This is a genomic window from Mycobacterium sp. 012931 (assembly GCF_000419295.1).
Taxonomy (GTDB): domain Bacteria; phylum Actinomycetota; class Actinomycetes; order Mycobacteriales; family Mycobacteriaceae; genus Mycobacterium; species Mycobacterium marinum.
The window spans coordinates 669,130-689,555 of the sequence record NZ_AOPX01000001.1; the positions used below are offsets into that span (position 1 = coordinate 669,130).

Below are 20,426 nucleotides of genomic sequence, written 5' to 3' on the forward strand. Positions count from 1 at the left end.
GTTCAGAAGGGCGGTTCGTCGTCGCCGCCGAACGAACCCGATGCCGGGGCACTGCCCCACGGGTCGTCGCCCCCTGCCGGGCTGCTGGCCTGCGCGGGCGCCTGACGCGCCCCACCGCCACCGCCACCGCCGAAGCCGCCACCACCGCCGCCGCGGCTGGCCTTGTTGAGCTTGGCGGTGGCGTACCGAAGCGACGGTCCGATCTCCTCGACCTCGACCTCGACGACGGTGCGCTTCTCGCCCTCACGGGTTTCGAAGGACCGCTGCTTGAGCCGCCCGCTGACAATCACGCGCGCTCCCCGGGTAAGGCTTTCTGCGACGTTCTCAGCGGCCTCACGCCAGATGTTGCAGCGCAGGAACAGCGCCTCGCCGTCCTTCCACTCACCGCTTTGGCGGTCATAGATCCGCGGCGTGGAAGCCACGGTGAAATTCGCGACGGCCGCACCCGATGGCGTAAAACGCAATTCGGGGTCAGCGGTCAGGTTTCCAACAACGGTGATAGTGGTGTCACCAGCCACAATTTCCTCCTGGATCCGCCTGGCGGGTAGTCATGAGCATGTCTTAGCGAGCCTGCACACGAGCCTATGCAACGGCGCTGACAGCGGACAGTCAGCGCTTGTCGGCGCGCATCACCTTGGTGCGCAGCACCGACTCGTTCAGGCTCAGCTGGCGGTCGAGCTCAGATACCGTCGCCGGGGCGGCCTTCACGTCGATGACGGCGTAGATGCCTTCGGCGTGCTTGGCGATTTCGTAGGCCAGGCGCCGCCGGCCCCAGATGTCGACCTTGTCGACCGTTCCGCCGTCTTTCCGGATGACATTCAAGAACGTCTCCAGGGACGGGGCAACAGTACGTTCGTCGAGCGTTGGGTCAAGGATGACCATGATTTCGTATGGACGCATGGGAACCTCATCACCTCCTCTGGTCTGCACGGCCACGGTAGTTCCGCGGCAGAAGGGTCGCCTGCGTCGGCAACCGCATCAGGCTACCGGACGCGGCTTAACCTGCGAAATCGGATGGACCGCTCACTTGCGGGAGTCGAGGAATTCGATCGCCCCGGCCCTGACCCCTTCGTCGGCCTTGGCCAGCGATCCGGCATCGAACGGCGGCTCGGGGTCGTACTCGATCAGCAGTTGGGTGGCCTGCGCGGCCTCGCGATCCACCAGCAGCTCGACCAGCCGCAATCCCATGTCGATCCCGCTGGACACCCCGGCGGCGGTGATGATCCGTTGCGGCAGGTGCTCGACCACTCGTTGCGGCACATACCGTGCACCCAGCCCGTTGAGCAGTTCGGCGGCCCGCCAGTGCGTCGTCGCGGTCAATCCGTCCAGCAAGCCGGCCGCGGCGAGCAGCAGCGCACCGGTACACACCGAAGTGGTGAATCTGGTGTGCGGGTGCACCGCCTGCAGCCAGCCGCGGATGGTTTCGTCTTCGAGCAGTCCCCGAGTGCCGATGCCACCGGGAAACACCACGACATCGGGCGCATCGACTTCGTCGAAGGTGGCATCGCAGGTCACGCCGAGCATGCCGTTTTCGGTGCGCACCTCACCACGCTGGTGCCCGATGAACACCACATCGATCGACGGAATCCGTTGCAGAACTTCATAGGGGCCAACCGCGTCCAACGCGGTGAACCGGGGAAACACCGGGATCGCGACCTGCATCACCGGCCCCCCACCGTGACCGGTTCGGGCGCGGCCGCCACCGTCACCCGTCGTGAATGCACCGGGCGCAGCCAACCCGGCAACCACCCTGGAGGAGCATCGGCGGCGCGATCAAAAGTGCCCCCCGCCGGATCGTCGATTCGGCCGTCCCAACGCACCAAGTCCTCCTCGGGCCGGTAGATCTGTCGAATCACCAATGCACACAGCGCCATCACCGCGATGTCACGGAGCAGCACCGTTGTGGTGAACCACTGTTCGGGCAACGAACGGCTGGCATTGCCATAGAGGTAATACATCCGCGGTACCCACACCAGTGCGTCAATTGTCATCCACGCCAGCAGAACCCGTCGATGCGGCAGCGCCAGCACGGCCAGCGGGACCAGCCACAGCGAGAACTGCGGACTCCAAACCTTGTTGGTCAACAAGAAGGCGGCGACCACCAGGAATGCAACTTGGGCCAGCCGCGGCCGCCGCGGCGCGGTGAGCGCAATGTAGACAATGGCCGCACAGGCCAGCCCAAACAGCGCCGTGACCACGGTGTTGAGCACCACCGGCGGCTCCCAGAAGCCCAGCGAGGGATCGAAACCGCGCCAGCCGGTGAACGACTTGATGACGTTGTACAGCGAATCCATGTCTTCGCCGCGCCGGGTGTTGAGCCGGAAGAACTCCGACCAGCCCCGCGGATAGAGCACCATGACCGGCAGATTCACCATCAGCCAGGTTGCCGCGGTCGCCAGCGTGGCGCGCAGCACGCCACCGAGTCGTCCGGACCGGATACCCAGCACCGCCAGCACGCCCAGGAACAGCAGCGGATACAACTTGGCAGCAGCGCCCAATCCGATCAGCACACCACTCAGCCATGGTTTGCGTCGCGCCCAGGCCAGCAGGCCACCCATCGCGAATGCCGTTGCCAGCGCATCAAAATTGGTGAATATCTGAAAGATCACCAACGGTGAGGCCGCCACCAGGGCCGCGTCCCAGATCCGTCGGCCCGCCAGCCCGGCGGTGGCCCAGACGGTGGCCAGCCAGGCCAGTGCCAGGCCCAAGGCCGAGGCATTGAAGAACATCACCACTTCGGCGATCACCGGCAAGGGGGCCACCTTGCTCAATGCGGTGTAGGTCTTGGCCAGCGCCATCGACAGGTACTGGTAGACCCCGGTCAAAACCGGGTATTCCATGTAGCGCACCGCAATTCGGCCGTCGTACTGAATCTGGGGAGTACCTTCGCCGTTGGTCTCGATCCAGCTCGACTTGTACGGGAATTTGCCCTGATTCAACAGTTCGGCCCCGTAGAGCGGCACCGTATCGGAATAGCACAGTTCGTAGTAGGCACGCTGGTTGTCCCAGTTGGCTACCCGCTCGTCGCCCGGACCGGTGCCGGTGGTCTGTAGACAGGCCGCCTTGGTTGACCATCCGAGCGCCAGAAAAACCAAGGCCATCAAGAACATCACCCGCACCGGGGTCATGAATCGGGCGCGACCGATCAGCGCGTGGCGGCCTACCGGTCCACTGATCACACCCGCCAGCGCGGACCCCAAAACATCAGTGCGGCTGGGGAAATCGCGGTAGTCGGCGCTACGCAGATCCCTGGCTAGCGGTTCGGGCGAGGTGGCGCAACGTGGTGTCCGTGCGTCCGTCACGGTGGCGGATTGTCGGCGGGTGGCGCCCCCGGTGGCGGAGGGGGAGCAAGAGTGATGGTGGTTGGCGGCCCGACGGGAATCGTGATCCCGGGCGCTATCTCGACCGTGGGCTGGATGACGGTCTCCGAGGGCGGCGGCGCCTCCGGTGGAGGTGGAGGCGGTGCCGGCACGCCGGCGTAGCCGCCGATCTCGGTGGGCTTGGGGAAGCTCTCGACCTCGGTGCCCTTCAATGCACCGTCCATGGTGGCTTTCCAGATGTCCGACGGCAGGCCCGAGCCGTAAATCGGTGCGCCCGAGGCGGTCACCAACGGCTCGTCACCCTTGACCGTTCCCACCCACACGGCCGTCGACAGTGACGGGGTGTAACCGACCATCCAGGCGTCTCGGTTGGCGCTGGTGTCGCCCAACTGCACCGTGCCGGTCTTGGAGGCCGACGGCCGGCCGCCGGCCAGGTTGTGACCACGCGAATATCCGGCAATGGGTTCCATTGCCGCGGTGACGTTGTCGGCTACCGCCTTGGGGATGCGCTGGTCACCGGTGTTGTCTTCGGTGGAGGCGTCGAAGAGAACCCGGCCGTCGGCGTTGACGACTTTCTGCACGAAATGTGGCCGGTGATAGATCCCGGATGCGGCCAGCGTGGCGTAGGCCGAAGCCATGTCGATCACCCGGGTCTGATACTGGCCCAGCACAATCCCGTTGTTGGGCGGTCCGCCCTTGCCGTCCTCGGACAGCGTGTGGGGCACGCCCGGGAAGCTGGTGGCAATGCCGGCCTGGTGCGCGGCGTCGGCGACGGCCTCCGGGCCGCCCTTCAGTTTGAGCATCAGCCGGTAGTAGGAGGTGTTCAGCGACATCTTGAGCGCCTGCGCGATGTTGCAGGTACCGCAGCTCTCGCCTTCGACATTGGTGATCTTGATGCCGTCCACCGTCAGTGGCGAACTGTCGACGTCATAGCCCAGGCCAATTCCCTGTTCAAGGGCGGCCACCAGGGCGAATACCTTGAACGAGGATCCCGTCTGCAGCCCGGCCTGGGCGAAGTCGAACCCGTTGGCGTTGTCGCCGCCGTAATAGGCGCGCACGGCCCCGTTGTGCGGGTCGATGGAGACCACCGCGGCCCGCATCTCGGGATCCTGCCCGTCGAGGTATTTCGCTACCGCCTTTTCGGCCGCCTGCTGCGCTTGGGCATCGATCGTGGTCGTGACCTGCAGCCCCTGCGTGTTCAGGGTCTGTTCATCGATGTTGAACAGCTCCAACAACTCTTTGGTGACCTGGCGTTCGATCAGCCCGTTGGGCCCGGTGGTCTGGTTGGCCGCGCGGGCTTGATCCGGCGGCACGGTCCTGGGAAATACCTGCTCGGCCCGGTCTTTGGCGGACAACGCCTTGGTATCCACCATGCCGTCGAGCACCCAGTTCCAGCGCGCCAGCGCCCCATCGGGATCCACCGCCGGGTCCAGCGTGGAGGGCCGCCGAATCAACGCCGCCAGCAGGGCTCCCTCCGACACGGTGAGCTGCTCGACCGGCTTGTCGAAGTAGGCCTTGGACGCTGCCGAAATCCCGTATGCGCCGCGGCCGAAGTAGATGATGTTGAGATAGGCCTGCAGGACATCGTCTTTGGACCACTCCCCCGACATCTTGGTGGCGATGACGAGTTCCTTGGCCTTGCGCATCAGGCCGCTCCACCCGTGTTGCGCCGAGCCGACCAACGCGTTCTTGACGTATTGCTGGGTGATCGTGGAGCCGCCTTGCAGGTCACCGCCGAACAAGTTGTTCTTTATCGCTCGCGCGAAGCCGCTGAAGGAGAACCCCGGGTTGGAGTAGAAGCCGCGGTCTTCGGCGGCGATGACCGCGGCGCGGACATGCTCGGGCACCTGACTGAGGTTGACGTCGACCCGATTGCCTTCGGGGGGAACGATCTTGGCGATCTCGGAGCCGTCGCTAGCCAGGATCGTGGACACCTGATTGGTGCGGATGTCGCCCGGCCTTGGCACATCGACGATGAAGTAGGCCATGGTGAAGGTGACGATGGGCAGCAGGATGACCACCGCCGCGGCCAGGTAGGCCGAGCGCCGCACCCATTTCCAGTTGATCCGGCGCAGCCAGTCGCGCTGTGTCGTGGACCGGTGGGACCGGGCGCGAGAGCGACCTGTTGGACCTGAAGGCCCCGCGGGACCCGCGGGTGGAGGCGCCCCGCCATCGGGCGGAAGCCCACCGCCGCTGCGCCGGCTGCGGATGGGCCGCGTCGGCGGGGCGTCGAGCGCGGCCTTGACCTGATCGAGTCGATCACGCTGCAGGGGCGTCGAGGGCGGACTGTCCAGGGCGGCCTTGACTTCCTCGATCGGGTCGGCGTGGCGAGCTGAGCGAGGATCCGACACCGCAGGAATGATCGTGGTCATCCTGTCGTCGGGAGGAACCGCACGACGCGGAACCGGCGCCGAACGCGACCGTTCGTCGTTGCCGGATTGGCCGCCCATGTCGTCGCCCGCTGGACCGCCCCGCGCGTCGCTGGGCGGCTGGTGGTGGCGCCCTTCGTTACTCGCTGGCAGTGCGGGCTCCATTGCGCGCCGTGCGCTTGCCACCGGTTCCCCGCGGGGGACGTGCGGGACGTGCCGCACCCAGGACATAGGACTTCACCAGGTGATTCCAACTGCAGGTGCGGCACACCTCCACAACGTGCACCGCGAACTCGGAGAACCGGGTGGTCAACATGATCAACTCTTCGGCGGTACGCGCCGAACCCGACACCGGGCCCAGGTGGTCACCGAACACCCAAGACACCAGCGTGAGCTGCTCTTTACGGCAGATCGGGCAGATCACCTGACTTTGTTTCCCGTGAAACTTCGCCGCGCGCAGCAGATAGGGATTCGCGTCGCACACCTCGGAAACACCGGTGCGCCCCGAATACACCTCGGCCAGCAGTGAGCGCCGCCGAAGCGCGTAGTCCACTACCTGTCGCTGCAGTCGCACGCTGACCAGAGTACGTCGCGATCCGCACCACCGATACGCAACAATGCCGTTATCGCGCGTCTCCTGGGTATTCGTTGACCACCTGCCGGCGGGGACTTCTACGATCATCGGCGTGGCGAAATGGCTAGGCGCATCACTCGCGCGTGGAGGCTCGGCGGCGACCCGGGCCAAGGACACCGACCGGCAAGACGCCTGCCAGATTCTCGACAGTGCCCTCAGCGACGGCCAGCTCTCGATGGAGGAGCATCGCCAGCGGGTCGCCACGGCAACCCAGGCGGTGACGTTGGGTGACCTGCAGCACCTGGTCGCCGACCTGCAATCCGAGAGTGCGCCCGCGGAGGTGCCGGCCCTCAAGTCCCGGGGTCAGCGCAACAGCCTTGGCCTGCTGGCGGCCGCGTTGGGTGTCTCGATCTTGTTAGGTGTTGCGATCGGCTGGGGCCTGTACGGAAACACCCGTTCGCCGCTGGACTTCACGACGGACCCGGGCGCCAAGCCCGACGGGGTCGCGGCGGTGGTGCTGACACCGCCCAAGCAATTGCACTCGTTGGGCGGGCTGACCGGGCTGCTGGAACAAACCCGCAAGAGGTTCGGGGACACGATGGGCTACCGGATGGTGATCTATCCCGAGTACGCGGTGCTGGACCGCAAAGACCCCGCCGACGAACGCAGGATCTTGAGCTACACCTACCGCGGCGGCTGGGGGGATCCCACCGGCAGCGCCCGAAGCGGCGCCGACACCGCACTCGTCGACCTGGGCAAGTTCGACGTGAAGACGGCAGTGGGCATCATGCGCGGGGCCGCGGAGACCCTGGGGATGAAGCCGAAAGACGTCACCAACATGTACCTGTCCATCAACCCCGCGAGCGACCCGACCACCCCCGGGGCGATATCGCTACAGTTATACGTCTCGAGCGACTACGGCAGTGGATACATCGCCTTTGCCGGCGACGGCACCATCAAACAGGTGAACTACCCGTCCTAGCCCGAACGGGCTCGTCGTTCAGCGGGTTTTCCTCGCCAACCAACTGTGACTAACACCGCACCAACGGTAGGTTGTGTCGTGGCGAATATATCGCGACGATACTATGGCGCGAGGCGTCGGTTCGTCGTAACCAGGCATGCAAAGGAGGTGGTTCGATGCTGGAGCTCGCCATCCTGGGCCTGCTCATCGAATCGCCGATGCATGGCTATGAGTTGCGCAAACGCCTGACCGGCCTGCTCGGCGCATTCCGGGCATTCTCCTACGGCTCGCTGTATCCCGCGCTGCGGCGCATGCAGGCCGAAGGGTTGATCGCCGAGAACGCCGCCCCCACGGGGATGCCGGTGCGGCGGGCCCGGCGGGTCTACCAGCTCACCGATGCCGGCCGTCGGCGCTTCGGCGAGCTGGTTGCCGACACCGGCCCGCACAACTACACCGACGATGGCTTCGGGGTACACCTGGCGTTTTTCAACCGCACCCCCGCCGAAGCGCGGATGCGCATCCTGGAAGGCCGTCGCCGCCAGGTGGAGGAACGCCGGGAAGGCCTGCGTGACGCGGTGGCCCGGGCTAGCAGCTCGTTCGACCGCTACACCCGCCAGCTGCATCAACTCGGACTGGAGTCCAGCGAGCGTGAGGTCAAGTGGCTCAACGAGCTCATCGCCGCCGAACGCGCCGCACCCAATCACGCTGAACAGACCTGAACCCCCGCAAACCAACAATGCCTAGACACCGCAGAAGCAATGAGGTTAGGAGAACGCCCGAATGAGTGAGAAGAAGCCGCTAGGCGCGCCGGGTGCGCAGCCTGAGGTACGAGTCGCCATTGTCGGCGTCGGCAACTGCGCGTCCTCGCTGGTCCAGGGCGTCGAGTACTACCAAAATGCCGACGACAACTCGATGGTGCCCGGCCTCATGCACGTGCGGTTCGGCCCGTACCACGTGCGCGACGTCAAGTTCGTGGCGGCTTTCGACGTCGACGCCAAGAAGGTCGGCTTCGATCTGTCCGACGCGATCTTCGCCTCGGAGAACAACACCATCAAGATCGCCGACGTGGCGCCCACCAACGTGGTGGTGCAGCGCGGCCCGACGCTCGACGGCATCGGCAAGTACTACGCCGACACCATCGAGCTGTCCGACGACGAGCCGGTCGACGTGGTGAAGGTCCTCAAGGACAACAAGGTCGACGTCCTGGTGTCCTACCTGCCGGTGGGCTCCGAGGAGGCCGACAAGTTCTACGCCCAGTGCGCCATCGACGCCGGCGTGGCGTTCGTCAACGCGCTGCCGGTGTTCATCGCCTCCGACCCGGCCTGGGCCAAGAAGTTCAAGGACGCCGGCGTGCCGATCATCGGCGACGACATCAAGAGCCAGGTCGGCGCCACCATCACCCACCGCGTGATGGCCAAGCTGTTCGAGGACCGCGGGGTCACCCTGGACCGCACCTACCAGCTCAACGTCGGCGGCAACATGGACTTCAAGAACATGCTCGAGCGCGAGCGCCTGGAGTCCAAGAAGGTCTCCAAGACCCAAGCCGTGACGTCCAACCTCACCGGCTCGCTGGCCGGCAAGGTCGAGGACAAGAACGTCCACATCGGCCCGTCCGACCACGTGGCCTGGCTCGATGACCGCAAGTGGGCCTACGTGCGCCTGGAAGGCCGCGCCTTCGGTGACGTGCCGCTGAACCTGGAGTACAAGCTCGAGGTGTGGGACTCGCCGAACTCGGCGGGCATCATCATCGACGCGGTGCGGGCGGCCAAGATCGCCAAGGACCGCGGCATCGGTGGCCCGGTCATCCCGGCATCGGCCTACCTGATGAAGAGCCCGCCGAAGCAGCTGGCCGACGACGTTGCGCGCACCCAGCTCGAAGAGTTCATCATCGAGGGCTAACCCCTTCTTACCGAGCGTCACGCCAGCGTGGCTTTCTGCGCCGAGCGTCACCCCAGCGTGACGCTCGGCGCAGCTCGTAGAGTCGCAGGTGTGACCGACTCCTTCCCCGACGATCTGACCGGCCTCACCGAGTTCGACCTGCTGGCCGAGAATGCCGAACAGGCCGGGGTGACGGGTCCGCTTCCGGAAGTGGAGCGCATCGAAGTCGGCGCGGCCGAGACCAGGATCAGCGCGTTGCGCTGGGGCGGCCGCGCCCCGCGGGTGATCTTTCTGCATGGCGGGGGGCAAAACGCCCACACCTGGGACACCGTGATCGTCGGTCTTGGCGAACCAGCGCTGGCGGTGGACCTTCCCGGCCACGGCCATTCGGCCTGGCGTCAGGACGGTGACTATTCACCCCAGCACAACGCGGACGCACTGGTACCGGCGCTGCGCGAGCTGGCACCCGAAGCCGAATTCGTTGTCGGGATGTCGCTAGGCGGGCTGACCGCGATACGGCTTGGCGCCCTGGCACCCGAACTCGTCGACGAGCTGGTGCTCATCGACGTCACCCCCTCTGCCTTGCAGCGCCACGCTGAAATGACCGCGGAGCAGCGCGGCACGGTTGCCCTGATGCACGGAGAGCGGGAGTTTCCCAGCTTCCAGGCCATGCTGGATCTGACGGTCGCCGCGGCACCACATCGCGAAGTAAAGGCTCTGCGCCGCGGCGTGTTCCACAACTCTCGGCGGCTGGAGAACGGCAACTGGGCATGGCGTTATGACGCCATCCGCGCTTTCCCCGACTTCGCCGTCCTCTGGGACGTCGATGCGTTGGCAGCGCCGGTCACCCTGGTGCGCGGCGGTAAGTCGGGCTTCGTCAGCGACGAGGACATCGCCGAGCTGCGCGGGCGTGCGAAGGGTTTTCGTGGCGCACAGACGGTCGAGAACTCGGGTCATTCGGTGCAAAGCGACCAACCCCGGGTCCTGGTCGAGATCCTGCGTGGGGTGCTCGGCGGGCGCTGAGCCCGCGCCGCAACGCGCCTACGGTGGTCTCATGACCTCACCCGTACATCCCGATCGACCTTTGCGTATCGGCGTTCAGCTGCAGCCACAACACGCCTCGCACTACGGCGATATCCGCGATGCCGTGCGCCGGTGCGAAGACATCGGTGTCGACATCGCCTTCAACTGGGACCACTTCTTCCCGCTGTTCGGCGACCCCGATGGAGCCCATTTCGAGTGTTGGACCATGCTGGCGGCCTGGGCCGAACAGACCTCGCGCATCCAGATCGGCGCGCTGGTGACCTGCAACTCCTACCGCAATCCGGAGTTGCTGGCCGATATGGCTCGCACCGTCGACCACATTTGCGACGGCCGGCTCATCCTGGGGATCGGTTCGGGCTGGAAGCAGAAGGACTACGACGAATACGGGTACGAGTTCGGCACCGCAGGCAGCCGTCTCGACGATCTAGCCGGCGCCCTCCCCCGGATCAAGACGCGGCTGGCGAAGCTGAACCCGGCGCCTACTCGCGACATTCCGGTCCTGATCGGCGGCGGGGGCGAACGCAAGACGCTACGGCTGGTCGCCGAACACGCTGACATCTGGCACAGCTTCACCGGCGTTGACGAGTTCCCGGCGAAGTCCGCGGTGCTCGCCCGGCACTGCGCCGACGTCGGTCGGGATCCGGCCACCATCGAGCGTTCTGCCGCGCTTCAGGACAGCGGCAGGCTCAGCGCCGACGCCGACGCACTCGCCGGTCTGGGAGTCACACTGCTGACCGTCGGGTGCGATGGGCCCGACTACGACCTGGCAGCTGCCGAGGCGTTGTGCAGATGGCGTGACAGCCGCTGACTTTCGAGAACGTAAATTTAATCGTCAAATCTGAGAATTTGCGTGCCCAGTCGTGAGAAACTTCCAGCGCTGATTGCCGGACCGGGCCGAAAAGAGACTCGACGAAACCGATGCCAAAGAAATATGGGGTCAAGGAAAAAGACCAGGTTGTTGCGCACCTCCTCAACCTGATTCTGACTGGCAAACTACGAAGCGGCGACCGTGTCGACCGCAACGAGATCGCAGGGAGCCTCGGGGTCAGCCGGGTCCCCATCCAGGAGGCGTTGGTCCAGCTCGAACACGACGGAGTCGTGTCCACGCGCTATCACCGAGGAGCGTTCGTGGAACGCTTCGACCAATCGACCGTTCTCGAACACTACGAGCTCGAGGGCGTGCTCAATGGCATGGCGTCCGCGCGCACCGCGGCCAATCCCACGCCTCGGATTCTGGGAGAGCTCGACGGGCTGATGCGAACGCTTCGCGCCGCCAAGGACGCTCGGATCTTTGCCGAACTCACCTCGGAATACCGCAGAACGATCAACGAGGAGTACGCGGGACCACGACTGCAGGCCCTCATTCGCGCGTCGCAAAACCTGATACCCGGCGCGTTTTGGGCGAGCTACCAGTACCGGCGCGAAGACATGCTGCCCTTCTACGAAGACGAGCATTCGGCGATACATCGACGTGACCCGCAGGCCGCGCGCGCGGCCTGTAGCGGCCGCTCCGAGTTGATGGCGCAAACGATGCTGACCGAACTGTTTCGGCGCCAGGTGTTCACCCCGCATGAGCAAGCGTGCCGCAACAACGGCCATGCAACGGCCGCGCCGGTAGCGCCGCTGCCGTCGCGGCCCAAAATTGTTGTCGAGACCCCTGAGGCGACCCGGCTCGCATTCTGAGCAGCACACACCGCCCGCTTGATCGATACGGTGGCGGTGATGAGTTCAACCGTGCATCCCCGTGCTCGCGGCGGGACGAGAATGCTCGCGGTGTCCGCGACGATCCTGATCGTGTTGGGCTTGGCGCTGGCGGCGCCCGCCCAGGCGGACCACAATCAGTGCGCACCGGCCGGTGTGGACAGTGCCATGGTCCTGCCCGCCGATCTGTCCAGTGCGACGACTGCCGGCTCGGACGAAGACGTCCAGACCACCGCGGGGGTTGTGCCGCTGAGTTCGGTGAACATTGGCGACCTGGGGCTAGGCACGCCCGGAGTCTTGACGGCGGGCACCCTGTCCGACGCTCCGCCCAACACTTGCATCAACTCCACCGGGCAGTTCACCGGCTTCGATAACGAACTCTTGCGCGCCATCGCAGCCAAGCTGGGCCTGCAAGTCCGCTTTGTTGGCACCGACTTCTCCGGGCTGCTGGCCCAGGTGGCGGCGCGACGCTTCGACGTTGGCTCTGCCTCGGTCAAATTGACCGAGGCGAGGCGACGCACGGTCGCCTTCACCAACGGCTACGACTTCGGCTACTACTCGCTGGTGGTGCCCCCAGGTTCGGCAATAACCAAGTTCAGTGACCTGGCGCCGGGGCAACGCATCGGCGTGGTTCAGGGCACGGTCGAAGAGGCCTATGTGGTGAACAGCCTGCATCTGCAACCGGTGAAGTACCCCGACTTTGCCACCGTGTACGGCAGCCTCAAGACCCACCAGATCGACGCCTGGGTGGCACCCGGCAATCAGGCCGAGGCGGCGATCCGGCCCGGCGATCCCGCCGTGCTCGTGGCGAACACGTTCGGCGCGGGGGACTTTGTGGCCTATGTGGTGGCCCGAGACAATCGGCCGTTGCTCGATGCCCTCAACGCGGGGCTGGACGCCGTCATCGCCGACGGCACCTGGTCCCAGCTGTACAGCAAGTGGGTGCCCCGAACCCTGCCGCCGGGCTGGAAGCCGGGTTCTCGGGCCGTCGCCGCGCCCACCCTGCCCGATTTCGCAGCCATTGCCGCAAACCATCGGCACAAGCCGGTGGGGCCGGCCGCACCGAAATCGGCCCTGGCCCAGTTGCGGGACTCCTTCTTCGACTGGGACATGTATCGGCAAGCCATCCCGACGTTGTTCAAGACCGGGTTGCCCAACACGTTGATCCTGACCCTCAGCGCCACCATCATCGGGCTGGCGCTCGGCATGGCGCTGGCGATCGCTGGAATCTCGCACCAGCGCTGGCTGCGCTGGCCGGCCCGGGTCTACACCGACATTTTCCGCGGCCTGCCCGAGGTGGTGATCATCCTGATCATCGGGTTGGGCGTCGGACCCATCGTGGGCGGATTGACCAACAACAATCCCTATCCGTTGGGCATCGCGGCGCTGGGGTTGATGGCCGGCGCCTATGTCGGTGAGATTCTGCGTTCGGGAATCCAAAGTGTTGACCCCGGTCAACTCGAGGCCTCCCGCGCGCTGGGTTTCAGCTACTCCGCGGCCATGCGGCTGGTGGTGGTGCCCCAGGGCGTGCGACGGGTGCTGCCCGCACTGGTCAATCAATTCATCGCGTTGCTGAAGGCCTCGGCCCTGGTGTACTTCCTTGGCCTGATCGCTCAACAGCGTGAACTCTTCCAGGTCGGGCGCGACCTCAACGCCCAAACCGGCAACCTGTCGCCGCTGGTGCCCGCGGGCATCTTCAACCTGATGTTGACCGTTCCGCTGACGCATCTGGTGAACTACATCGACGCGCGGCTGCGCCGCGGTCGCCGCCGCCTCGATCCGGAGGATCCCCCCGGAGTCGTCAGCTCCACCATCGGTGAGGAGATGACGTGACCCGCCAGGATGCAGGTCGACAACCGGTTTGTCTGGCGGCCAGGAGTATTCACCAAACGCTGGGCGGCAGCGTGGTGCTGCGTGGCGTCGATTTGGAGGTCCCCGCGGGTACCACCGCGGCGGTGATCGGTCCGTCCGGGTCAGGCAAGTCGACGCTGCTTCGCACCCTGAACCGCCTGCACGAGCCCTACAGCGGAGACATCCTGCTAGACGGGCGATCGGTATTGCGCGACAACCCCAACGACCTTCGGCAGCGCATCGGCATGGTGTTCCAGCACTTCAACCTGTTCCCGCACCGCAACGTTGTCGACAACGTCACGCTGGCGCCACGCAAGCTACGCGGACTATCCAACGAAGAAGCGCGAATGCTCGCATTGGACCAACTAGACCGAGTTGGCCTGAAGCACAAGGCCAATGCACGCCCAGACATGTTGTCCGGGGGGCAGCAACAACGCGTTGCGATCGCGCGTGCCCTCGCGATGGCCCCGCAGGTGATGTTCTTTGACGAGGCAACCTCGGCGCTGGACCCAGAGATGGTCAAGGGCATCTTGGCGCTGATCGCCGACTTGGGCGCTGACGGCATGACCATGGTTGTGGTCACCCATGAAATGGGTTTCGCCCGCTCAACCTCGGATGCCGTGGTGTTCATGGACCACGGGACGGTGGTCGAAGCCGGTCCCCCAGAGCAGCTATTCGAGGCCGCGCGCACCGAACGGCTGCAGCGGTTTCTCGCCCAAGTACTTTGACAGGCTGGCTAGATCGGCTCTACCGCTGGCCAGATGTCGGGTTAGACTGCCGAATTATGGCGGATAGCGAATCCACCGCGCCCGAGGTGACGGAGCTGGCCGAGGGTCTGCACCGCGCGTTATCCAAGTTGTTTTCGATACTGCGCCGGGGCGACCCTAACGGAGTGGTCGCCGGCGAATTGACGTTGGCGCAATTATCGATTCTGGTTACCCTACTCGATCGGGGTCCCATCCGGATGACCGACTTGGCCGCGCATGAGCGGGTGCGAACTCCCACCACCACCGTGGCGATCCGTCGCCTGGAGAAGATCGGCCTGGTGAAACGCTCGCGCGACCCATCGGACTTGCGGGCGGTGCTTGTCGACATCACCCCACAAGGACGCTCCGTTCACGCCAAGTCGCTGGCCAACCGGCACGCCGCCCTGGCCGCGATGCTCGACCAACTCCCCCACTCCGACCTCGAAACCCTGATGACGGCTCTGACCCCGCTCGAACGCTTGGCCTGCGGCGAACCCGCCAATGCCCCGGAGGACGACGCCGCCACGCCCGGGCGGGGATGAAAGTAATTGACTGATAAACGGATTGGTGTCAGCTAGACCCATGCCAACTGCACTCATCACCGGCGCCAGCCGCGGCATCGGTGCTGCGATCGCTGCCGCATTGGCGCCGACGCACACCCTGTTGCTGGCCGGTCGGCCTTCCGCCCAACTCGACGCTGTGGCAGATCAGTTCGGCGCCACTACGTTTCCGCTGGACCTCACCGATGACGAGTCGATCGAAACCAGCTGCGAGATCGTCGATGAACTCGACGTATTGATACACAATGCCGGACTTTCCATCCCGGGGCATTTCGGCGATTCGCACGTCGACGAATGGCGCGCCACCTTCAACGTCAATCTCTTTGGTGCCGTTGCTCTTACGCTGGCGCTGCTGCCGGCGCTGCGAAGTGCCCGCGGCCAGGTTGTCTTCATCAACTCCGGGGCCGGGCGCAACGTTTCCGCCGGGATGGCATCCTATTCGGCCAGTAAATTCGCCTTACGGGCATTTGCTGACTCGTTGCGCACCGATGAGCCCACGCTTCGCGTGACGACCGTCTATCCCGGCCGCACCGACACCGACATGCAGAGGGAGCTCGTCGATTTCGAGGGCGGAACCTACGATCCCGCAAGGTTCATGCGCGCCGACACGGTCGCCGAGGTGGTGGCCAATGTGGTAGCCACGCCACCGGACGGTCACGTCCACGAAGTGGTCATCCGACCCCGCTGAGGACACCCGCCCCGGGTTTGGAATCGCGGTCAAACAACAAGATTCACCAGACGGCCGGCGACCACAATCACCTTCCGCGGGCTTGCGCCCGCCAGGAACGCCTGCACCTTCTGATCGGCTAGGGCAGCGGCTTTGACCGCATCGTCATCCGCGTCGGCGGCCACCACAACCCGGCCCCGCACCTTGCCGTTGACCTGAACCGGATATTCGACGGTGTCGTCGATCAGATAGGCCGGATCGGCCGCCGGGAATGGTCCGTGCGCCAACGAAGTGGTGTGACCCAGCCGCTGCCACAACTCTTCGGCCAGGTGCGGGGCCAGCGGGGCCACCATCAGCACCAGCGGCTCGATGGCAGCTCGGGGCACGGCATCGCGATGGCGCTTGGTGAGGAAGTTGGTGTACTCGATCAGCTTGGCGACCGCGGTGTTATTTCTCAGTGCCGCATAGTCTTCAGCCACCCCGGCGATAGCGCGGTGCAGCGCCCGCAGCGTGTCGGTGTCCAACTCAGCGGGCGTATCGGCCACCAGGATCTCGCCGGTGTTTTCGTCGATCACCAGCCGCCACACCCGCTGCAGGAAGCGATACGCGCCGATAACGTCTTTGGTCGCCCACGGGCGTGAAGCCTCGATAGGGCCCATCGACATCTCGTACACCCGCAGGGTGTCCGCGCCATAGTCGTCGCAGATCTCGTCGGGCGATATCGAATTCTTCAGGCTCTTACCGATTTTCCCGAATTCCTGAAAGACCTCGATCTCGCCGTCGGCACCGGGATACACAAACCCGCCGTCACGTTCGATGACCTCTTCGGCAGGTACGTAGGATCCCCGCGCGTCGGTATAGGCGAAGGCCTGAATGTAGCCCTGGTTGATCAGCTTGCGGTAGGGCTCGCGAGAGCTGACGTGGCCCAAGTCGTACAACACCCTGTGCCAGAACCTGGCATAGAGCAGATGCAGCACCGCGTGCTCGGCGCCACCGACGTACAAGTCGACGCCACCCGGGTCGTCCGGGCCGTGTTCGGCCGGCCTCGGCCCCATCCAGTACGTCTCATTTTCCTTGGCGCAGAACCGATCTGCGTTGTGCGGATCGGTATAGCGCAGCTCGTACCAGGAGCTGCCCGCCCACTGCGGCATCACGTTGGTGTCGCGGCTGTACGGCTTGAGCCCATCGCCGAGATCCAACTCGACGTGCACCCACTCGGTCGCCTTGCCCAGCGGCGGCGACGGCTCGCTGTTCGCATCGTCGAGGTCGAAAAGCACCGGCGAATAGTCCGGCACATCGGGCAGTTCGACGGGAAGCGCCGACTCATCAAGTGCGTGCGGGCGTCCATCCGCGTCGTACACGATCGGGAATGGTTCACCCCAATACCGCTGACGCGCGAAAAGCCAGTCACGCAGCTTGAATTCGATGCGGGCCTGGCCATGGCCGTCGGACTCCAGCCGAGCGGTGATGGCCTGCTTTGCCTCCCCCACGCTCATGCCGTCGAGGAATCCCGAGTTCACCAGGACGCCGTCGCCGGTGTAGGCGGCCTGCGAAATGTCGCCGCCGGCAATGACTTCGACGACCGGAAGTCCCAGTGCTCTCGCGAAATCCCAGTCCCGCTGATCATGGCCCGGAACTGCCATGATGGCCCCGGTGCCGTAGCCGGCCAGCACGTAGTCAGCGATGAATATCGGCACCGGCTGGCCAGTGGCAGGATTGATCGCGTGGCTACCCAGGAAGACGCCGGTCTTCTCTTTGCTTTCCTGACGCTCGAGGTCGGACTTGGCCGCGATAGCGCGACGGTAGGCGGCCACGGCCTCGGCCGGCGTGGCACCACCACCGGTCCACAGCGGGTCCACACCGGCTGGCCACCCGGCCCCAACCAGATCGTCGACCAGGTCGTGTTCGGGGGCCAGAACCAGATAGGTGGCACCGAACAGGGTGTCGGGGCGAGTGGTGAACACTTCGAGGCCGACCGTCTCACCGTTGGACCTGGTTGCCGTAAAGAGCGCGGAGGCACCCGTCGAGCGCCCGATCCAGTTGCGCTGCATGGTCTTGACCTGGTCCGGCCAGTCCAGCACATCGAGGTCGTCGAGCAGCCGATCGGAGTATGCGGTGATCCGCATCATCCATTGCCGAAGCCGCTTGCGAAATACGGGGAAGTTGCCGCGGTCGCTGCGTCCATCGGATGTCACTTCCTCGTTGGCCAGCACCGTGCCCAGTCCAGGACACCAATTCACCATCGAATCCGCCCGGTAGACCAACCGGTGGTCATCGATCACGTCGGCCCGCTCCCCCGCCGACAGCGTGGACCAGTCCCGGCCGTCGACCAGACTTCTGGCCCCGGAATCAAACTCTGCGACCAACTCCGATATCGGGCGAGCCTTGTTGGCTGCCGCGTCGAACCACGCGTTGTAGATCTGCAGGAAGATCCACTGGGTCCACTTGTAGAACTCGACGTCGGTGGTGGAGAAGCTCCGCCGGCTGTCGTGGCCCAGCCCCAGCCGGCCCAGCTGGCGCCGGAAGTTGACGACGTTGGCCTCGGTCCTGGTCCGTGGGTGGGTGCCGGTTTGCACGGCATACTGCTCGGCCGGCAGACCGAAGGCGTCGAACCCCAACGCATGCAGCACGTTGCGGCCCTTCATCCGGTGATAGCGGGCGAACACGTCGGTGGCGATGTAGCCCAACGGGTGCCCGACGTGCAGGCCCTCCCCGGATGGATAGGGAAACATGTCCTGGACGAACAGCTTGTCCTCGGGCACCGGGGAACCGTCCGACGGTGCGAGCGATCCAACCGGGTTGGGCACGTTGAACGTGCCCAGGCGGGCCCAGTTCTGCTGCCAGGTCCGCTCCACTCCGGCCGCTAGCTCGGCGGTGTAGCGATGCCGCGGAGCGTCGGATTCCGCGTCGTTAACACCGGAGGGGACACCAGAGGGGGCACCGGACGTGCTGCCAGGTGTCGTGGTCGGCGATTCGGTCACGCCCAACAGGGTATAAGGGCGGCTTTGCAGCGGCTGGCCCGTAGCCCACGGCCACGGGTTGGTCTCGGTTGCGTTGCACACCGATCAGATGTTCATCCCAGGTCTGTTTCGGTCCTGGTAGCTGCCGCCGCCAGCTAGTTACATTCAGCTTCGGTAGCGGGCAGCGCCGCCCGAATAGTTTCGGAGGGACCGACGCAAATGATCCACATCGCGCGCACTTGGCGAGGGTTCGCAGGGTGCATGGCCGCCGGCTTCGTCGGCGTCACACTGATCGCGAGCGGCACGGCGTCGGCCGACCCGCTCTATCCGCAGCCCCCGTCGCCCGCACCGGCTCCCGCCCAAGCGGCGGTTCCGCCCGTCCAGAACCTCAATGCCTCCCCCGGGAGCATCACCAACCGGTTCGCCCCGGCTCCCGCGCAGGTGCCCGCCCCGATGCAGGTTCCGGCCGCGACGGCCGCGCCGGTACCGGCCGCCATCCCCGCCACCGGACAAATGCCCGCCGCCGGGCAAGTCCCCGCCGCCGGGCAGCTGCCCGTCGCGGCGCCGGTAGCCCCGGCGATAACACCCGCCGTCACCGGGACCGTGCGCGACTACCTCAACGGCAAGGGCGTCAAGCCCGAGGCGCAGCGACCGCAGGGGTTCAACGCACTCGAGATCACCCTGCCCATGCCCCCGCGCTGGACGCCGGTGCCCGACCCCAACGTGCCCGACGCGTTCGCCGTGATTGCCGACCGAGTGGGCGGCAACAGCGTGTACACATCGAACGCGCAGGTGGTGGTGTACAAGCTGGTCGGCGATCTGGATCCCGCCGAGGCCATCTCCCATGGCTTTGTGGACAGTCAGAACTTGCTCGCCTGGCGGACGACCAACGCCTCGATGGCCAAGTTCGGTGGCTTCCCGTCGTCGGTCATCGAGGGCACCTACCGCGAAAACGACATGACGCTGAACACCTCCCGGCGCCACGTCATCGCCGCCTCGGGTAGTGAGAACTACCTGGTGTCGCTCTCGGTCACCACGGCGCAGTCCCAGGCGGTGGCCGATGCCCCCGCCACCGACGCGATCATCAATGGATTCCGGGTGGCGACCCCGACGGCAGCCGGTCACACACCCGCCCGGGCCGGCGCAGCCACTGCGGTAGCGCCGCAGACCCCGGCTCGGGCCGCGTCGCCGGCCGCACCCGCTCAGGCACCCGTGTCGATACCTCATCACCCGGCGGCCGCGACGGCGCCGGCTCAGGCGCCCGCGCCCAATCTGACGCCCGCGCTGCAGGCCGTGCCGGGCCAAGTAGCTGCGGCGCCGCCGGTCGCCGCCGCGCCCGCCCCGTCGCGCTGACTCCCGACGCCCATTACCCCCGGGGGGGGTGATCCGATCGCCCCTTGATCAAGCGAACTCGGTCACGACCTCGTATTGTGACTCCATGATGATCGCCGGTGTGCTCTGCATGTGTGCGGCGGCGGCGTCCGCCCTATTCGGAGCGTGGTCACTCGCCCGCGCCGATGTCACCGACTCGACTCAGCTCGCATTGCGAGCGATGGCACCCACCCAGCTGGCGGCTGCGGTCATGTTGAGCGCCGGCGGGGTGGTGGCGCTCGCGGCCTCCCCGCACACCGCCTTGGTGGTGTTGATCGTGTGCGTCGCGGGCGCGTTGGGCACACTGGCCGCCGGTTCGTGGCAGAGCGCGCGGTTTGCGCTGAGCCGCGTGGATACGATTCCCGACGAAGCCTCCTGTAGCGGCTCCTGCGCTGGTTGTACGCTCTCCTGCCACTGAGCATCC

The 20,426-nt window shown here is 65.7% G+C and carries 19 protein-coding genes; 12 read left to right on the forward strand and 7 right to left on the reverse strand.

What is annotated here, in order from left to right:
* Window positions 1-2: 2 nt before the first annotated feature.
* The 6 genes from MMSP_RS02920 to MMSP_RS02945 all read right to left on the reverse strand — a co-directional run bounded on the left by MMSP_RS02920 (window position 3) and on the right by MMSP_RS02945 (window position 6,263).
* Window positions 3-518, reverse strand: coding sequence for a single-stranded DNA-binding protein (locus tag MMSP_RS02920; protein WP_020785420.1), 516 nt, complete (start codon window positions 516-518; stop codon window positions 3-5).
* A gap of 91 nt (window positions 519-609) precedes the next feature.
* The gene (gene rpsF / locus MMSP_RS02925; RefSeq protein WP_011738469.1) at window positions 610-900 is read right to left on the reverse strand and encodes a 30S ribosomal protein S6; all 291 of its coding nucleotides are present in this window, start codon (window positions 898-900) and stop codon (window positions 610-612) included.
* A gap of 123 nt (window positions 901-1,023) precedes the next feature.
* On the reverse strand, window positions 1,024-1,662 hold the full coding sequence (locus tag MMSP_RS02930; RefSeq protein ID WP_020785421.1) for a DJ-1/PfpI family protein: 639 nt from the start codon (window positions 1,660-1,662) through the stop codon (window positions 1,024-1,026).
* A complete protein-coding gene (locus tag MMSP_RS02935) occupies window positions 1,662-3,302 on the reverse strand; it encodes a glycosyltransferase family 87 protein (RefSeq protein WP_020785422.1) in 1,641 nt (546 codons plus the stop codon). Before MMSP_RS02935 ends, MMSP_RS02930 begins: the two co-directional genes overlap by 1 nt.
* Window positions 3,299-5,854: a transglycosylase domain-containing protein gene (locus MMSP_RS02940; RefSeq protein WP_106407437.1), complete on the reverse strand. Its 2,556-nt coding sequence runs from the start codon at window positions 5,852-5,854 to the stop codon at window positions 3,299-3,301. The genes MMSP_RS02935 and MMSP_RS02940 overlap by 4 nt, the downstream gene beginning before the upstream one ends.
* A complete protein-coding gene (locus MMSP_RS02945; RefSeq protein WP_012392073.1) occupies window positions 5,829-6,263 on the reverse strand; it encodes a DUF5318 family protein in 435 nt (144 codons plus the stop codon). The genes MMSP_RS02940 and MMSP_RS02945 overlap by 26 nt, the downstream gene beginning before the upstream one ends.
* A 112-nt stretch (window positions 6,264-6,375) precedes the next feature.
* Here MMSP_RS02945 and MMSP_RS02950 point away from each other — a divergent pair, with 112 nt between their 5' ends.
* The 10 genes from MMSP_RS02950 to MMSP_RS02995 all read left to right on the forward strand — a co-directional run bounded on the left by MMSP_RS02950 (window position 6,376) and on the right by MMSP_RS02995 (window position 15,692).
* Window positions 6,376-7,245, forward strand: coding sequence for a DUF1707 domain-containing protein (locus MMSP_RS02950; protein ID WP_012392072.1), 870 nt, complete (start codon window positions 6,376-6,378; stop codon window positions 7,243-7,245).
* Between the two features lie 155 nt (window positions 7,246-7,400).
* A complete protein-coding gene (locus MMSP_RS02955) occupies window positions 7,401-7,943 on the forward strand; it encodes a PadR family transcriptional regulator (protein ID WP_011738463.1) in 543 nt (180 codons plus the stop codon).
* Between the two features lie 61 nt (window positions 7,944-8,004).
* The gene (locus MMSP_RS02960) at window positions 8,005-9,123 is read left to right on the forward strand and encodes an inositol-3-phosphate synthase (protein ID WP_011738462.1); all 1,119 of its coding nucleotides are present in this window, start codon (window positions 8,005-8,007) and stop codon (window positions 9,121-9,123) included.
* A 90-nt stretch (window positions 9,124-9,213) separates the two neighbouring features.
* Window positions 9,214-10,125: an alpha/beta fold hydrolase gene (locus MMSP_RS02965; RefSeq protein ID WP_015353930.1), complete on the forward strand. Its 912-nt coding sequence runs from the start codon at window positions 9,214-9,216 to the stop codon at window positions 10,123-10,125.
* Window positions 10,126-10,156: 31 nt separating this feature from the next.
* Window positions 10,157-10,954, forward strand: a complete 798-nt coding sequence (locus MMSP_RS02970; RefSeq protein WP_012392069.1) for an LLM class F420-dependent oxidoreductase — start codon at window positions 10,157-10,159, stop codon at window positions 10,952-10,954.
* A 110-nt stretch (window positions 10,955-11,064) separates the two neighbouring features.
* Entirely contained in the window at window positions 11,065-11,829 is a 765-nt protein-coding gene (locus tag MMSP_RS02975; protein WP_020727590.1) for a GntR family transcriptional regulator, read from the forward strand.
* A gap of 81 nt (window positions 11,830-11,910) precedes the next feature.
* Entirely contained in the window at window positions 11,911-13,680 is a 1,770-nt protein-coding gene (locus tag MMSP_RS02980; protein ID WP_020785424.1) for an ABC transporter substrate-binding protein/permease, read from the forward strand.
* Entirely contained in the window at window positions 13,677-14,426 is a 750-nt protein-coding gene (locus MMSP_RS02985; RefSeq protein WP_020785425.1) for an amino acid ABC transporter ATP-binding protein, read from the forward strand. Before MMSP_RS02980 ends, MMSP_RS02985 begins: the two co-directional genes overlap by 4 nt.
* 56 nt (window positions 14,427-14,482) lie before the next feature.
* The gene (locus tag MMSP_RS02990; RefSeq protein ID WP_011738458.1) at window positions 14,483-14,986 is read left to right on the forward strand and encodes a MarR family winged helix-turn-helix transcriptional regulator; all 504 of its coding nucleotides are present in this window, start codon (window positions 14,483-14,485) and stop codon (window positions 14,984-14,986) included.
* 40 nt (window positions 14,987-15,026) lie between these two features.
* Window positions 15,027-15,692, forward strand: a complete 666-nt coding sequence (locus tag MMSP_RS02995; RefSeq protein ID WP_015353925.1) for an SDR family oxidoreductase — start codon at window positions 15,027-15,029, stop codon at window positions 15,690-15,692.
* Window positions 15,693-15,721: 29 nt separating this feature from the next.
* Here the strand turns inward: MMSP_RS02995 and leuS are convergent, their stop codons facing one another.
* The gene (leuS, locus tag MMSP_RS03000; protein ID WP_020785426.1) at window positions 15,722-18,652 is read right to left on the reverse strand and encodes a leucine--tRNA ligase; all 2,931 of its coding nucleotides are present in this window, start codon (window positions 18,650-18,652) and stop codon (window positions 15,722-15,724) included.
* A gap of 198 nt (window positions 18,653-18,850) precedes the next feature.
* On the opposite strand from leuS, the gene MMSP_RS03005 reads away from it, so the two are divergent.
* Both MMSP_RS03005 and MMSP_RS03010 read left to right on the forward strand, forming a co-directional pair.
* On the forward strand, window positions 18,851-19,984 hold the full coding sequence (locus MMSP_RS03005) for an LpqN/LpqT family lipoprotein (RefSeq protein ID WP_020785427.1): 1,134 nt from the start codon (window positions 18,851-18,853) through the stop codon (window positions 19,982-19,984).
* Window positions 19,985-20,069: 85 nt separating this feature from the next.
* Window positions 20,070-20,420 (forward strand): hypothetical protein, encoded by a 351-nt coding sequence (locus tag MMSP_RS03010; RefSeq protein WP_012392061.1) that lies wholly within the window; start codon window positions 20,070-20,072, stop codon window positions 20,418-20,420.
* Window positions 20,421-20,426 lie beyond the last annotated feature (6 nt).

Coding starts and splice junctions, on each gene's coding strand:
- rpsF (WP_011738469.1), bottom strand. CDS start 900: ATGCGTCCATACGAAATCATGGTCATCCTTGACCCAACGCTCGACGAA.
- MMSP_RS02930 (WP_020785421.1), bottom strand. CDS start 1,662: ATGCAGGTCGCGATCCCGGTGTTTCCCCGGTTCACCGCGTTGGACGCG.
- MMSP_RS02940 (WP_106407437.1), bottom strand. CDS start 5,854: ATGGAGCCCGCACTGCCAGCGAGTAACGAAGGGCGCCACCACCAGCCG.
- MMSP_RS02955 (WP_011738463.1), top strand. CDS start 7,401: ATGCTGGAGCTCGCCATCCTGGGCCTGCTCATCGAATCGCCGATGCAT.
- MMSP_RS02960 (WP_011738462.1), top strand. CDS start 8,005: ATGAGTGAGAAGAAGCCGCTAGGCGCGCCGGGTGCGCAGCCTGAGGTA.
- MMSP_RS02970 (WP_012392069.1), top strand. CDS start 10,157: ATGACCTCACCCGTACATCCCGATCGACCTTTGCGTATCGGCGTTCAG.
- MMSP_RS02975 (WP_020727590.1), top strand. CDS start 11,065: ATGCCAAAGAAATATGGGGTCAAGGAAAAAGACCAGGTTGTTGCGCAC.
- MMSP_RS02980 (WP_020785424.1), top strand. CDS start 11,911: ATGCTCGCGGTGTCCGCGACGATCCTGATCGTGTTGGGCTTGGCGCTG.
- MMSP_RS02990 (WP_011738458.1), top strand. CDS start 14,483: ATGGCGGATAGCGAATCCACCGCGCCCGAGGTGACGGAGCTGGCCGAG.
- MMSP_RS02995 (WP_015353925.1), top strand. CDS start 15,027: ATGCCAACTGCACTCATCACCGGCGCCAGCCGCGGCATCGGTGCTGCG.
- MMSP_RS03005 (WP_020785427.1), top strand. CDS start 18,851: ATGATCCACATCGCGCGCACTTGGCGAGGGTTCGCAGGGTGCATGGCC.
- MMSP_RS03010 (WP_012392061.1), top strand. CDS start 20,070: ATGATGATCGCCGGTGTGCTCTGCATGTGTGCGGCGGCGGCGTCCGCC.